The organism is Acinetobacter boissieri (genome assembly GCF_900096955.1).
GTDB classification, from domain to species: Bacteria; Pseudomonadota; Gammaproteobacteria; order Pseudomonadales; family Moraxellaceae; genus Acinetobacter; species Acinetobacter boissieri.
The window spans coordinates 368,271-382,380 of sequence record NZ_FMYL01000001.1; the positions used below are offsets into that span (position 1 = coordinate 368,271).

At 39.1% G+C, this 14,110-nt stretch carries 12 protein-coding genes; 4 read left to right on the forward strand and 8 right to left on the reverse strand.

Features of this window, described 5'->3' with window-relative positions; all coding sequences use genetic code 11:
- The first annotated feature begins 307 nt into the window (after window positions 1–307).
- Window positions 308–409, forward strand: coding sequence for a transposase (locus BLS38_RS13325; protein WP_092746701.1), 102 nt, complete (start codon window positions 308–310; stop codon window positions 407–409).
- A 406-nt stretch (window positions 410–815) separates the two neighbouring features.
- Here the strand turns inward: BLS38_RS13325 and BLS38_RS01695 are convergent, their stop codons facing one another.
- Entirely contained in the window at window positions 816–1,679 is an 864-nt protein-coding gene (locus tag BLS38_RS01695; protein ID WP_092746592.1) for an ABC transporter substrate-binding protein, read from the reverse strand.
- A 146-nt stretch (window positions 1,680–1,825) separates the two neighbouring features.
- Here BLS38_RS01695 and BLS38_RS01700 point away from each other — a divergent pair, with 146 nt between their 5' ends.
- The gene (locus BLS38_RS01700; RefSeq protein ID WP_280137743.1) at window positions 1,826–2,575 is read left to right on the forward strand and encodes a class II aldolase and adducin N-terminal domain-containing protein; all 750 of its coding nucleotides are present in this window, start codon (window positions 1,826–1,828) and stop codon (window positions 2,573–2,575) included.
- 297 nt (window positions 2,576–2,872) lie between these two features.
- Window positions 2,873–3,865: a tetratricopeptide repeat protein gene (locus BLS38_RS01705; RefSeq protein ID WP_092746594.1), complete on the forward strand. Its 993-nt coding sequence runs from the start codon at window positions 2,873–2,875 to the stop codon at window positions 3,863–3,865.
- A gap of 19 nt (window positions 3,866–3,884) precedes the next feature.
- Here BLS38_RS01705 and urtE read toward each other — a convergent pair whose 3' ends face one another.
- From urtE to BLS38_RS01740, 7 genes are all read right to left on the reverse strand, one after another.
- Window positions 3,885–4,583, reverse strand: a complete 699-nt coding sequence (gene urtE / locus BLS38_RS01710) for an urea ABC transporter ATP-binding subunit UrtE (protein WP_092746595.1) — start codon at window positions 4,581–4,583, stop codon at window positions 3,885–3,887.
- A gap of 8 nt (window positions 4,584–4,591) precedes the next feature.
- Entirely contained in the window at window positions 4,592–5,416 is an 825-nt protein-coding gene (gene urtD, locus BLS38_RS01715; protein WP_092746596.1) for an urea ABC transporter ATP-binding protein UrtD, read from the reverse strand.
- Window positions 5,416–6,486, reverse strand: a complete 1,071-nt coding sequence (gene urtC / locus BLS38_RS01720) for an urea ABC transporter permease subunit UrtC (RefSeq protein WP_092746597.1) — start codon at window positions 6,484–6,486, stop codon at window positions 5,416–5,418. The genes urtD and urtC overlap by 1 nt, the downstream gene beginning before the upstream one ends.
- 3 nt (window positions 6,487–6,489) lie before the next feature.
- Window positions 6,490–8,124, reverse strand: coding sequence for an urea ABC transporter permease subunit UrtB (gene urtB / locus BLS38_RS01725; protein ID WP_092746598.1), 1,635 nt, complete (start codon window positions 8,122–8,124; stop codon window positions 6,490–6,492).
- A gap of 91 nt (window positions 8,125–8,215) precedes the next feature.
- Window positions 8,216–9,454, reverse strand: a complete 1,239-nt coding sequence (gene urtA, locus BLS38_RS01730) for an urea ABC transporter substrate-binding protein (protein WP_425283443.1) — start codon at window positions 9,452–9,454, stop codon at window positions 8,216–8,218.
- A 282-nt stretch (window positions 9,455–9,736) separates the two neighbouring features.
- Window positions 9,737–11,314, reverse strand: a complete 1,578-nt coding sequence (locus tag BLS38_RS01735; RefSeq protein WP_092746600.1) for an aldehyde dehydrogenase (NADP(+)) — start codon at window positions 11,312–11,314, stop codon at window positions 9,737–9,739.
- Window positions 11,315–11,408: 94 nt separating this feature from the next.
- Entirely contained in the window at window positions 11,409–12,341 is a 933-nt protein-coding gene (locus BLS38_RS01740; RefSeq protein WP_092746601.1) for a dihydrodipicolinate synthase family protein, read from the reverse strand.
- A 566-nt stretch (window positions 12,342–12,907) separates the two neighbouring features.
- Here BLS38_RS01740 and BLS38_RS01745 point away from each other — a divergent pair.
- Window positions 12,908–13,915 carry a YrzE family protein gene (locus tag BLS38_RS01745; RefSeq protein WP_092746602.1) on the forward strand — a complete coding sequence of 336 codons (1,008 nt, stop codon included), beginning with the start codon at window positions 12,908–12,910 and terminating at the stop codon, window positions 13,913–13,915.
- The last annotated feature ends 195 nt before the right edge of the window (window positions 13,916–14,110 follow it).

Here is a 14,110-nt window from a genome sequence, read left to right on the forward strand (position 1 = left end):
TTAAGGCTAATCCAAATTTACTTTAGGTTGGTTTGTTATTCTTTCATATCTATTGGATAGACAAAAAAACGATAGTTAATAAAAGTCTTTTACAATTTTATCTCAATCTACTATAAAACTACCACTTTAATAACTTTTCTCTGTACTAAAAAACCATCAAAGACAATGCTTTAAGGGTTTATCCTATCACCAGTGAATGATCTATTTGATGAGTATTCAGCAATTTGCATTAGTGCTTATGACAGACAATAAGCGCCAGTACTTATGAATAAATTCAGCCACGCTAGCTGTAGGTAAAAACTAACGTATTTCCAAGCATAAGTTTTTATTTGCAAATGCAACTTACGGTAAATGTTCTACGGGGTGGTTCTTTGGCTGTAAGTTACATGTGGTAATGAACACATCATGAGATATGGTGAGTACAGCATTATCGAATAGGCATATCGCTAATATTAAAAAATAGTAGAAGCACTAGTTGAGAGGTTTAAAGCAAGAATCTATACAAATCTTAGCTAGATTAGCCAAAGCCTCATAGAGAAAATGAAGTTGCAAGAAATTGATTTAGTCACCTACTATCAAAAAAATATGAAAACAATAACAATGCAATTATCTAAGACAGATCAACACTATTTGAGGCAATGAAATAAGATCGAAATACTATTCAGTTTACTAAAAGGTCAATACAACTGAATAGAGGTATTCAAGGATATTTGTCTGGAATCTATACCTCTTTATGTACATATCAGATCTTCTATAGAAATAAGCCGAAGCATTCAAAGAGTGAATGCTTCGGCTTAAACAAGATTCAGGTTTAATTAGGATTTTTTCTGAGCTTGCGCCATAAATGTTTTAATTTCATCAGCTGTGGGTGCAATCAAGTCATACTTTTTAATGAGCGCATCATACTCTCCAGAGGCTTTCATTTTTTCTAAGCCATCTTGAATACGGTTATATGTGGCGGTATCCCCTTTACGCACCACAATGCCACCAATAAATGGAAAGAATTGCTCGGTCGATGTAATTTCTACACGATTATTGAGTTTTTTAACTGCCGTTTTGGCCACACTGGTGTCGTCATATTGCGCATCTGCGGCTTTAGCAAGCACAGCTTGAATCGCTTGTGGCGACGTATCAAACTCTCGTACTGTAATCGCCGCTTTTCCTTTTGCAATACAACTTTCTTTAGAGATCTTATTCAACTGATCTGGAAACAGTGAGCCTTTTTGTGTTGCAATGGTTTTACCACATAAATCATCACGGACTTTCGGTTTATAGGCAGAGTCACTCAATACAACAACCGATTCTGTCGACTTAAAATAAGGGATCATATCTACTTTCATCAGTCGCTCGGGGGTAATGTACATACCTGAAATGACTGCATCAAATTTATTTCCCTCTAAACCAGGAATAAGATTAGAAAAACGTGTATCTACAAAATCTACAGTGGCATTTGATGTCTTAAAAATTTCACTCATCAAATCAATATCAAAGCCTGCAGGCTTATTATCTAACATATACTCAAATGGAGGAAACGTCATATCTGAGCCGACTTTAATGACTTGTGCTACGTCAGACTTCGTATCTTTTGGTGCCGAAACTTCTGTTTTCCCACATGCAGTCAACCCACTGACCAATAACATGGCCAACAACGGACTTAAACGTTTCGTTAAGACATGCATAAAGACTCTCCGAGTAATAATTTGATTTAATACCGCACTTCATGACTTAATTTATACGGAACTTAAACTAAAAAAGTAATTTTGAAATTCTTATGTAGGGTTACTAAAAATCCGATGCAAACTTTTATCAAAAAGCACATAAAATAATAAACAATACGAAACGGAATAAAAAAATGGACGAAAAACAAATACGAATTGATTTGGCTGCGTGCTTTCAATTATTTGCCAAACTCGGTATGCATGAAGCCGTTGCCAATCACTTTAGTGCTGCTGTATCAAAAGATGGTAAAAAATTTCTAATTAATCCAAAATGGAAGCATTTTTCAACCATTCAGCCGAATGATTTAATTTTAGTCAATGCTGATAATGAAACGCTTTTTGATCATCCACATATTGATACCACTGCATTGGCCATACATGGTCAAATTCATCAGTTACGCCCAGATATTCGCGTGGTGTTACATCTCCACCCTATTTACACCACGGCAATTGCTTGTCTTGAAAATCCTCAGATTTTACCTATTGACCAAAATACAGCCCGTTATTTTAATCGTGTTGCCTATGACGAACACTACGGTGGTATGGCAGATTCAAAAGCGGAAGGACATCGCCTCGCCCAATTACTCAAAGATAAAAAACGCTTAATGATGGGCAATCATGGTGTACTGATTGGCTCACACTCCATTGGTGTGGCTTTTGATGATATGTACACGATAGAACGTGCTTGCCAAATTTTATCTATTGCTTATGCAACACAACAACCCCTTAAAATACTCAGTGATGATGTGGCCGAAAAAACTGCCCTCGATTGGGAAAGTATTGAAGACTTTAGTGAAGCCCATTTTGAAGAGATGAAAAATATGCTGATACAAGAAAATGTGCTTAGATCAAACTAAAGCATTTTTATGCCAAGTTTTTTGCTTAAGAGAAGCCGATAACCCTCCTTAAGCAAAATTCAGGTTAAAAAACTAAAACCCTTTATTAGGTATCTTGTCTTTTAATCCTACAAAGTTATGTGGGTACTTTTTAAATACGCTACTTAAAAGTTGCTGTACTTATATATAATTAAAAAATTAAAAATATAAGACAATTTAAAAATGAGTGATGGCTTATCTAAAAAACGTCCACGCATAGTTAAAATCATTTATATTTAGGTACATATCTCTACTTAAATCATTTCAGTTACTTTTATTATGCAAAAAAAACAGCGTGTATTACTGTACTTCCTCATCATCAATATTTCTTATTTTTGGGCTATAGGCCATGCTCAAAACAGTATAAACAACTCAAAAAATAACCTTGCTTATTCAGATCAAGCATCATCTGCATATATATCCGGCTTAAACTATTTGGGTGGTCGTGGCGTTGCAGTAGATAAACAAAAAGCGATGATATTTCTCACTCAGGCAGCAGAGTACGGCATTGCAAAAGCACAATATATGGTAGGTACTGCATATCTTCACGGTGATGGTGTCGTTCAAAGCAACCAAACTGCTATCTATTGGATAGAAAAAGCAGCATTACAAAATGACTCAGAAGCACAGTATGCTATGGGAGTTGCATATGCTTTAGGGCATGGGGTAGAAAAGAATCAATCCAAAGCAGTGTATTGGTACGAAAAAGCTGCCGAGCAAAATGATGATTTAGCACAGTTCAACCTTGCCTTAATGTATCAACATGGTCAGGGTGTTACACAAAATGATGCTATTGCTGTGCAATGGTTAGAAAAATCTGCCGCGCAAGGTCTTGCAGATGCACAGTTTAATTTAGGAATCATATATTCAAATGGATCAGTGGTTACAAAAGATGAAGAAAAAGCCTCACAACTATTTGAAAAAGCAGCCGTGCAAGGTCTTGCAGAAGCCCAATTTAATCTATCAATAGCATATATGAAAGGTAGCGGCGTACCACAAAATTTAAGCCTTGCTATGCAATGGCTAAAACGTTCTGCTGAGCAAGGTTGTGTTAACGCTCAAATTCTATTAGCAGGTCAGTATTCAACAGGTACTCACATTAAACAAGACCCTAGTCTTGCTCGCCAATGGCTAGAAAAAGCAGCTGAAAAAGGCAATCCAGATGCTCAAGCTTATTTAGCACAGATGTATGAACAAGGTTATGGTGGCAGTAAAGACCCCATAAAAGCACAGTATTGGCGTAATCAATTCAACCAAAAACCATTCTCTTAAAGGGTTATACATACACCCGTTAAATCGCCACTAAATCTTTAATTCCCTTAGCTGGCATGTCTGCACCCAAACCTTCTGCAACCACTTGCCCACGTGACATGACGGTATAGTGGTCTGCAATTTCTTCAGCAAAATCATAAAATTGCTCTACCAATACAATTGCCATATCGCCATTGTCTGCCAGTTTACGAATTACTCGGCCAATGTCTTTAATAATGGATGGCTGAATCCCCTCGGTCGGTTCATCTAAAATCAGCACACTCGGTTCAGAAGCCAACGCTCGAGCAATGGCCAGTTGTTGCTGTTGCCCACCTGATAAATCTCCTCCACGGCGGTGCTTCATTTCATCTAATACAGGGAAAATTTCGTACAAATGGCTAGGTACTTTTTTAGTTTTCGCCCCTGAAAATTTAGCCATGCCAATTAAAATATTTTCTTCTACCGTAAGCGTTGAAAAAATATCACGCCCTTGTGGTACATATGCCATCCCTGCTCGTACACGCTGTTCAGGACTCATTTTAGAAATATCTTTACCATTGAGCAAAATCTCACCCGACTTAATGGGTAAAATACCCATCAAGCACTTCAAAAAAGTGGTTTTACCTACGCCATTTCGTCCCAAAACTACAGAACACGCACCAATCTGGGCAGTAAAAGAGACATCTCTTAAAATATGACTACCACCATAAAACTGGTTAATTTGTTTTACTTCTAGCATGATCTCTCCTAACGCCCTAAGTACTTTTCAATGACCTCTTCATTGGCTTGAACTTCAGCCAACGTGCCTTCGGCAAGGATTGCCCCTTGTGCAAGTACCGTCACTTTTTCACTAATGGTGTCAATAAAACTCATGTCATGTTCAACCACCACCAAGGTGTGATTCTTTTTCAGCTCTAAACACAACTCTGCAGTACGCTCTGTTTCGGCATCGGTCATACCTGCCACAGGCTCATCGAGCAAAATCAGTTTTGGGCGTTGCATTAACAACATGCCAATTTCTAACCATTGTTTTTGACCATGTGACAATAGTCCTGCCGGCTTATGAATAAACTCTTGCAAACGAATTTGCTGTAATGACTCATCTAAGGCCAATTGTGCATCTGCACTCAGTTTACGAAATAAGCTTTTTTTCACGCGCTTATCTTTAGGTGCGGCTAAGAGTAAATTTTCCATGACAGTAAAATTTTCAAAGACCGTTGGCTTTTGAAATTTACGCCCAATGCCAGACTCTGCAATTTGTTCTGTACTCATTTTAGCTAAGTTATAATTTTGTCCAAAAAAAGCAGTACCTTCAGTGGGACGTGTTTTTCCGGTAATCACGTCCATCAGTGTGGTTTTTCCTGCGCCATTGGGGCCAATAATACAGCGTAACTCACCTTCTTGAATGTATAGCGATAAGTCATTTAAAGCCCGGAAAGCATCAAACCACACGCTGACATTTTCTAAATATAACGCCACGCCATGAGTAAAATCAGGCCCTGTTTGTTTCGGGCGAGCGTACTGCTCACCTACTTGACCACCGTGTTCAATGTCTTTTTCTATATTTGACATTAGCGGTCTCCCTTTTTAAAACGCTCAAATACACCAATAATGCCTTTGGGTAAAAAGATCGTAACCACAATAAATAGTGCACCTAAAATGAGTAGCCATGCTTCGGGATATGCCACGGTAAAGTAGGTTTTCATACCGTTAATCATACCTGCACCTAAAATTGGCCCAATGAGTGTGCCACGACCACCCGACGCAACCCATACAGCAATTTCAATCGAGTTCACAGGGCTCATTTCACTCGGGTTAATAATGCCCACTTGTGGTACATACAATGCCCCTGCAACACCTGCAATGACTGCCGATAAAATCCAAGCAGACAACTTGTACCATAAGGTACGATAGCCCAAATACTGCAAGCGGTTTTCGCTATCACGAATCGCACCCAACACACGGCCATACGGTCGGTTCATCAAGCTACGTAGTCCAATAAAACACAGCAACAATACCAATGCGGTGAGTGAGCATAAGGTTGCACGCATAGGTGCAGAAGTAATATCAAAACCTAAGATGGTTTTAAAACCAGTAAAACCGTTGTTACCACCAAACCCTGTTTCATTACGAAAAAATAGTAACGCAGCGGCAAATGTCATGGCTTGGGTAATAATGGAAAAATACACGCCTTTAATTTTTGAGCGAAAAGCAAAAAAGCCAAAAATGAGTGCCACAAGTCCAGGAATTGCTACCACCAAAACCAGTGCCCATAAAAAATGATTTGTACCCACCCAATACCATGGTAGCTCTGTCCAACTCAAAAAACGCATAAAGTCAGGCAACTGATCGCCCGATGACTGGCGCATAAGATACATACCAAACGCATACCCACCCAAAGCAAAATATAAACCGTGCCCTAAGCTGAGTATGCCTGCATAACCCCACACCAAATCGAGTGCTAAAGCGACCAAGGCCAAACACATTATTTTGCCAAGTAACGTGACCCAATACGCAGACAGGTAAAAACCTGACGTTGGCGCCAATAAATGCAACCATGGCAAAAGTAGTAACACGGCAAAACATAGAGCAATGAGCATTGCACTGATTGGTCGGTCTGAAAGTAATGCTTGAATTTTCATAAACTACTCCACAAAACGGCCTTTGATGGCAAATAAACCTTGTGGACGTTTTTGGATAAACAACACAACAAGCACCAATAAAATAATTTTTGCCAATACTGCACCCAAGCCAATTTCAAGCACCGTACCACTTACACCTAAACCAAGTGCTGCCAACACGGCACCCCAGACTTGACCAACACCTCCCACAACGACCACTAAAAAGGCATCGATAATATAGTTTTGCCCCAAATCTGGGCCAACATTACCCACCTGTGCCAAAGCACAACCTGCAAGGCCTGCCAAGCCAGAGCCTAACCCAAAGGCCATCATGTCTATACGTGCTGACCGAATACCCACAGCACGTGCCATTTGGCGGTTTTGTGTTACAGCACGAATAAACAAACCAAAGCGGGTTTTATTCAGTACATATAAAAGCAACAGTAAAATAGCGACTGTAAAGCCAATAATAGCAATACGGTTATACGGTAAAATCAGTGATGGTGTGATAGACCAACCGCCAGACAACCACGAGATATTAGAAATTTCGACATTTTGTGCGCCAAAAACCATACGCACCAACTGCATTAAAATCAGGCTCACCCCAAAGGTGGCCAATAACGTTTCAAGCTGACGACCATACAGTGGACGAATCACCGTGCGTTCAATAAGCATCCCAATAAAGGCACTGACTAAAAATGCGGCAGGAATCGCAGCGATTAAGTACCAATCCATATAATGCGACAAATAGGTTTTAAACAAGCCCTGCACCACATAAGTGGTATATGCACCAATCATGATCAGCTCGCCATGTGCCATATTAATCACCCCAAGCAAACCATAGGTAATGGCAAGGCCTAACGCTGCAAGCAATAAAATACTGGCGGTACTGAACCCAGAGAACACATAGCCACTCCACTCACTCATTTTTAAACGCCATGCGATGTCTTTTTTCGCTTGCTCAAGAGATTGTTTTAATTGTGCATCTAACGGCGTTTGACTTAACTGTTGGTCAATATCTGCCAATACATCGGGGCGATTAGAAGCTTTAAGTGTGTCTGCAGCCTGTATTTTAGTTTTTACGTCTGTGCTCGATAAATCCATTCTGGCTTTCAGCAGCAACAAACGGTTTTTCACCTGATCACTTGACTCATGTGCATATAATTGATTAACCATATTGGGGTCAAGTTCACTCACATTAGACTCTAAAATATCAATGGCTTTTAAACGTTGTGATGTACTGTCCGATTTTAATTTTGCTTTGGCTAAACCAAAATTTAATGCTTTTTGTAAGGTATTAACCAAAGTCACTTGGTTTAAATCCGCGGGTATAGGTTTCACTTGCTGATCTTGCGGATAGCTAAACACGTCATCTGCAGACTTCATAATGTAGGTATGCCCTGCACTGTCTGTATACAACTGTTCTTTTTCTAAATAGTTGGCAAGTTTTTCGAGTTGTTCTGTACTTGCTGGCCATTGATTCAACATATTACGGCGTTCAGAAAAATTGGATTTAACAAATTTTTCAATCACATCGTCAGTGGTGGCAACCTGTTGCCCCGTGGTTGTATTGGCTGTCGCTTCAGCGTACACATACTGAAAACAACACAGTTGTGCGACCAGCAGTAACAGGGTTGCAATGCGCGTTCTCACCGACATCAGCGATACTCCTATTTTTATATTCATCAAACAATCAAATCACGATAAAAAAGCCCACGACACGGTGGGTCATGGGCTTTATTAGGCAAACTCACTTAGGAATGTAAGTGCTCCAAGGCTGAGCTTCGATGGTCGTTGGAGTCTTATACACCACATCAAACTGACCATCTGCACGAATCTGACCAATCATGACGGGTTTATATAAATGGTGGTTCTTTTCATCCATTTTTAATGTGTAGCCAGATGGTGCATTAAAGGTTTGACCTGCCATAGCATCACGCACTTTATCTACATCGGTTGTACCCGCTTTTTCAACCGCTTGCTTCCACATATTAATGCCCACATAAGTCGCTTCCATTGGGTCATTGGTCACCATTTTGTCTGCATTTGGCAATTTATACTGCACAGCATATTGCTTCATTTTGCCAATAAAGTCAGTATTGACTGGATTTTTCACCGACATGAAATAGTTCCAAGACGCCAAATGCCCAACCAATGGCTTGGTATCTATACCGCGTAATTCTTCTTCACCGACAGAAAATGCCATCACAGGAATATCTGACGCTTTAATGCCTTGGTTGCCTAATTCACGGTAGAACGGTACGTTTGAGTCACCATTAATGGTTGAAATGACTGCCGTCTTTTTACCTGCTGAGAATTTTTTAATGTTCCCTACAATGGTTTGATAATTGCTATGACCAAACGGCGTGTATTCTTCCATAATGTCTGCATCAGCCACACCTTTAGACTTTAAGAATGCACGTAAAATTTTGTTGGTGGTGCGTGGGTAAACATAATCTGTACCCAATAAAACAAAGCGCTGCGCTTTACCCCCTTCATCGCTCATAAGGTATTCCACCGCAGGAATGGCTTGTTGGTTTGGTGCAGCACCTGTATAGAAAATATTTTTTGACTGCTCTTGGCCTTCATACTGCACAGGGTAAAACAGTAAACCATTGAGCTCTTCAACCACAGGCAATACCGACTTACGAGATACCGATGTCCAACACCCAAAAATGACTGCGACTTTATCTTGAGTAATAAGCTGACGGGTTTTTTCAGCAAATAATGGCCAGTTCGATGCAGGGTCGACCACTACAGGCTCTAATTTCTTACCTAATACACCACCTTTGGCATTAATTTCATTAATTGCCATAAGGGCTGTATCTTTTAAAGACGTCTCAGAAATAGCCATCGTGCCTGAAAGTGAATGTAAAATACCCACTTTAATGGTATCGCTACTTGGTGCCGTGGTTTTAGTATCTGATGCAGGTGTAGGCTTCGTTTCTGCAGGTGCTTCAGCAGGTTTTGAACAGCCTGTTAATACCATGCCCCCAAGAATTGTTGCTGCAAATAAGCTTTTAGAAAAAATATTGTGCGTCAGGCGCATGTGGCTACTCCAGTACTTGTATATGTTCGATTTATACAGACAACTGAGCAAATTATGTGCCAATCATTTTTACTATAGACTTAAGTCTTAAAAAATACTTTTACCATTTGATCTATTTTTAGATTTTAAATAGTCACTCTTTAGATAAGTCATCTCAAATAAATAAAACATAAAAAAACACCTATGCCTCAAAAAGACATAGGTTCTATACACATGACTTTATTATGCTTTTTTACCATCAATCATGCGTAGAACGCCAAGCGGATTGTCTGACTGCATAGCCGTAGGTAACAAATCTTCTGGAAAGTTTTGATAGCACACAGGTCTTAAAAAGCGAGATATTGCCTCAGTACCGACTGACGTTGTTCGAGTATCTGAAGTTGATGGATATGGCCCACCATGCACCATGGCATCACATACCTCTACCCCTGTTGGCCAACCGTTGACCAAAATACGGCCGACTTTACGCTCTAAAATAGGTAATAATTCCTGTGCAAAAGCACGGTCTTGTGGTTGCATATGTAAGGTTGCTGTCAACTGCCCTTCTAAGTTCTCCGTCACCTGTTTCACTTGCTCCAGACTGTCACAACTCACCACAATTGAAGCCACGCCAAACATTTCAGTCTGTAGCACATCATTACTTAAAAACTCATCTGCATTGACTGCAAATAAATGTCCAACACACTGATTTTGGTTTTCACTTTGTGTTGCACCTGTTGCCAACAATTCTGCATTGCTTTGCGCTGTCACCAAGGCAATATTTTTCTCAAATGCTGTGCAAATACCTGCGGTCAGCATCGTTTGTGATGGTGTCTTTGCCAAACTTTGTTTTGCAGTTTCTTTAAACTGCGTTAATGCATCACTTTCTAGCGCAATCACTAACCCCGGATTGGTACAGAACTGACCTGCACCCATTGCCAATGATGCGACAAAGGCTTGAGCCATTTTTACAGGATCTGTATTTAATACGTTTGGCAATAAATAGACTGGGTTAATTGAACTCATTTCTGCATAGACAGGAATCGGCTCTTTACGTTGCTGAGCAAGTTTTACCAATGCCATACCGCCTTGGCGCGAGCCGGTAAAACCCACTGCTTTAATGGCAGGATGTTCAACCAAACTAGCGCCCACAGTCTTACCTGTACCAAACAATAGTGAAAATACGCCTTCAGGCAAAGCACAGATTTTTACAGCATTTTGAATGGCTTTTCCTACAAGCTCACTGGTACCAGGGTGGGCACTATGGGCTTTGACAACCACAGGGCAACCTGCCGCGAGTGCAGATGCAGTGTCACCCCCTGCCACAGAAAATGCTAAAGGAAAGTTACTTGCACCAAATACAGCAACAGGACCAAGCGCAATATGTTGTTGGCGTAAGTCTGCTCGAGGCAATGGCACACGCTCAGGTAATGCATGGTCAATACGTACATCTAACCAGTTGCCATCACGCACTGTTTTTGCAAACAAACGTAATTGCCCACAGGTACGCCCACGCTCGCCTTCTAATCTGGCACGAGGCAATCCCGACTCAAGCATTGCTCGTTCAATGAGTACATCACCAAGAGCTTCTATTTCTAAGGCAATGGTTTCTAAAAAAACAGCACGTTGCTCAAAGGGTCTGGTACGGTAATCATCAAACGCTTGCCATGCTAAAGTACATGCTTGGTGTACATGATCTTTATTCCCCCCCAAATAAATAGGCTCAAGTCTTTGATTATTTGCTGGATTAACTGCTTGAATTGCTTCACCTGTACCTGCAACACATTGCTGACCAATTTGCATTTCACCCGTTAAAGTCATGTCACACCTGTATTTTTAAATATTGAAGATAAAAGACGTTCACTTTAAAGATATGCGTGTATACATATACATACCTTTAAAGTATGAGATATGTTTATTGTTCTGCAATCCAATTTTTGTACCAAGCGCGGAATTGCTTATATTGTTGCTCAGCATATTTACGCTGTGACTCACTTAACCGATCTGTTTCATTAAAGTGTAATTCGTACTCTGTATCGCCATTGAGTACCAATAAATATTTATAATATAAAACCAAATCTGGGCCTTCATCAAAAGATGAAAGCACATTTAAAGCGACAGATAATTCTTGCCCTAATCTGTAGCTTAACGCATCACCTTCAGCAGCTTTTTTACTTAACTCAACCAAATGTAAAACTTCTTTTGGTAACGCGTTACCAATACCTGTAATTGCACCTGTCGCATTACAATTCACAAAGCCATGAAACACTTGCGTGTCTACACCTGCCATGAGTGTGACATCCTCTTGTGAGGTAATAAATTCTGAGGCATAACGCATGTCTGCCGCCCCACCAAACTCTTTAAATCCAATCAGGTTTGGAAAGCTTGCCCGTAAATCAAAAAATAAATCTGCACGTGTTGCAAAGCCATAATATGGGCTATTGTAAATCACCGCAGGAATCTTGGGAGCAGCTGCCAAAATGGATGAAAAGTGAGCTTTTTGTGCTGTAGGTGAACTACCACGTGACAACACACGAGGAATCACCATCAAGCCATGTGCTCCTACTTTTTGTGCATGGGCCGCATGTGAAACTGCTTCTTTACTATTAATTGCACCAGTCCCCACAATGGTCGGAATACCTGCTTCAACCAAACGAGCAACCCCTTCCTGGCGTTGTTGTTCTGTTAAAAGTGGCCAATCGCCCATCGAACCGCAATACACCACTGCGCTCATGCCTGCATCAATCAGTTGTTTGGCTTTTTTTACCAAAGCATCAAAATCTGGTTGGCGGTCTTTTGTACATGGCGTCATGAGTGCAGGAATGGTACCTGTAAAGATATTATTCATTGTTGTGTCCTTATTTGATCTTTATTTTAATATATCGTATACGAAATAAAAATAGAAGCCACAATATGTAAATTACTCTTTTTAGATGAAAGCATATTTTATTGTTCAGGTCATATACGCTTTTAAATAAGATAAGACGTATATCTATTGAATACTCAAAATAAGAGATAAACCGTTTAAGCCAAAGTAATGGTCTAATCTGATCACCAATGATAAAAATTTACTTTTCATCATTCAAATCATTCGCTTAAATATCAATACAAAAATAAAAACAGACTTATGTTTAATTTTTTCACCGTGATTTATGTATAAGTATTATTACTTTATAAATAACCACAATATTGATGCATTCCCCCTCATTTTTTATATAAACATCAGCAGCATAATCATAGAATTTTTAATATATACATGATTAATCGTTTGGTTCACTTTTATTAAAAATAGAAAATTTTTTATTTTTATTTACGTCAATCTGTTAATAAATGTTACATATTTAAAGTGATGGTTTTTTTGTTATATCATTCTTAGTGCTAAATATAACTTAAGTAAAATAATAGGAAAAAAATATGAGTATTACTGTAGAAAAATCACTTCAACAAAGAATTTCTTGGGCAAGTATTTTTGCTGGAACACTAATTGTTTTAGCAGTCTCTTTCTTGCTTTCAATCTTAGGTATTGCTCTTGGATTTTCAATGTTAGATCCATTATCTAATACAGACGTCACCAATGGTTCAGGAACCACGCTGGGTATCTGGACTGGTATTTCACTTTTATTAAGTTTAGGGATCGGAAGTTTCTTTGCTGGAAAAATTGCAGGTATTCATGGGAGCGTCCATGGATTTCTAGTATGGTGTTTAGCACTTATCTTTGGCCTTTTTATTAGTGTTTCCGCACTAAAAAGTACATTAAATATCACTGGAAATATCGTTGGTTCAGTGACATCAGCAACTGGAAATATTACCTCGTCATTGGGTAAAGGTGTCGTACAAGTATTTGAAAATAGCAATATCAATGAAGTCCTGCCAAACTCATCTGATGTATTAAATAATGGAAACAAAAATGTAATGGCCGCTTTAGAAAAAAGTGGAATACCTGAATTACAACCAAACTACTTAAATAGCCAATTAGATTGGGCGAAGAACAAAATAGAATCATCTATTAAAGATATTGCAGTGAACCCACAAAAAAGTGATGAAATTGTTAATGATTTAATCGGTTCTTTAAAAAACCGTGTTCAATCTATTAATAACTCGATTAGTAAAGATGAAATAAAAACAGCTATTACTAAAAACAGTAATATGACAAGCAAAGAAGCAGATCAAGCCGTAGAAAATTTCTTGAAAGAAAGAGAGCTTGCTGTTCAAAAGCTGAATCAAGCATTTGAAAAAGCTCAAACGAGCATTAATGATGCAAAAGTAAAATATCAAGCTCTTAAACAAGATGCTAAAGAGAAAGCAGCAATTGCGACTCAAGTTGCTGCCAAAACAGCATTATGGGCATTTATCGGGCTTTTCCTTGGTGCATTAGTCAGTATCTTTGCTGGTCGATTCGGTGCTAAAAAAGCAACGAATTAAACTGAGATTGTAGAACACCATCTATCTATGATTTTTAAAAGACCCACTTTAAAGTGGGTCTTTTTTACTGATTCTGACAGCTCATATAATCAAGTGCTTTACATAAAAAACAAATACAAAGCTGATTTAAAAACATATCAAACTTGTATTAAATCCGTGATTAAGTCAAAAAGTAATCTCATATTTATGCAAAAA

Excerpts from the sequence above, each read along its gene's own strand:
- BLS38_RS01695 (WP_092746592.1), bottom strand. The coding sequence starts at position 1,679 with ATGCATGTCTTAACGAAACGTTTAAGTCCGTTGTTGGCCATGTTATTG.
- BLS38_RS01705 (WP_092746594.1), top strand. The coding sequence starts at position 2,873 with ATGCAAAAAAAACAGCGTGTATTACTGTACTTCCTCATCATCAATATT.
- urtE (WP_092746595.1), bottom strand. The coding sequence starts at position 4,583 with ATGCTAGAAGTAAAACAAATTAACCAGTTTTATGGTGGTAGTCATATT.
- urtD (WP_092746596.1), bottom strand. The coding sequence starts at position 5,416 with ATGTCAAATATAGAAAAAGACATTGAACACGGTGGTCAAGTAGGTGAG.
- urtC (WP_092746597.1), bottom strand. The coding sequence starts at position 6,486 with ATGAAAATTCAAGCATTACTTTCAGACCGACCAATCAGTGCAATGCTC.
- urtB (WP_092746598.1), bottom strand. The coding sequence starts at position 8,124 with ATGTCGGTGAGAACGCGCATTGCAACCCTGTTACTGCTGGTCGCACAA.
- urtA (WP_425283443.1), bottom strand. The coding sequence starts at position 9,454 with ATGGTATTAACAGGCTGTTCAAAACCTGCTGAAGCACCTGCAGAAACG.
- BLS38_RS01735 (WP_092746600.1), bottom strand. The coding sequence starts at position 11,314 with ATGACTTTAACGGGTGAAATGCAAATTGGTCAGCAATGTGTTGCAGGT.
- BLS38_RS01740 (WP_092746601.1), bottom strand. The coding sequence starts at position 12,341 with ATGAATAATATCTTTACAGGTACCATTCCTGCACTCATGACGCCATGT.
- BLS38_RS01745 (WP_092746602.1), top strand. The coding sequence starts at position 12,908 with ATGAGTATTACTGTAGAAAAATCACTTCAACAAAGAATTTCTTGGGCA.